Genomic DNA, 487 nt, shown 5'->3' with positions numbered 1-487 from the left:
CAGCGCCGCACCCGTCCGCCGGCCTTTAGATCCTGAGCCAGTCCGCCACAAGCTGATCGACAACCTCCTGCGCGACTACGCAGGCGGCCACTACGAATACGACGAACGCGGCAACCTGACCGAGCGCTGGACCAATGGCCTGCGCAGCGAACTGCACTGGGACCTCTTCGATCGTCTGGTGCACTTCTGCGATCCGCGCCTTACCGTAGACTTCGGCTACGACCCCCTCGGAAGGCGCCTCTACAAACTCTCAAAAGCCCATTACCGACCCCGCCCAGAAGCCGGTACTGGCTGGAACGAAAACGAACACGCCCGCAAGGAACGCGAACTCGGCTGCGGCTTCACGCTGTACGGCTGGGACGGCGACAACCTCGCTTGGGAAAGCAGCCCCCCGCCGTACGCCGGAGCTCTCGGCCGCACTGTCCACTACATCCACGAGCCTGGCACATTCGTCCCGGTGGTCCAGGCCATCCGCCACGAAACAATC

Annotated in this window: 1 pseudogene; it reads left to right on the top strand. The window is 63.9% G+C overall.

The features are described 5' to 3' along the window. Nucleotides 1–487 (top strand): annotated as a pseudogene (locus tag ACYAR8_RS23845) (RHS repeat-associated core domain-containing protein); the annotation flags it as partial.

It is taken from the genome of Pseudomonas sp. HP_01 (assembly GCF_055284355.1).
Note: the sequence above shows the minus strand (reverse complement) of the source record. Positions and strands in the feature narration are given on the sequence as shown.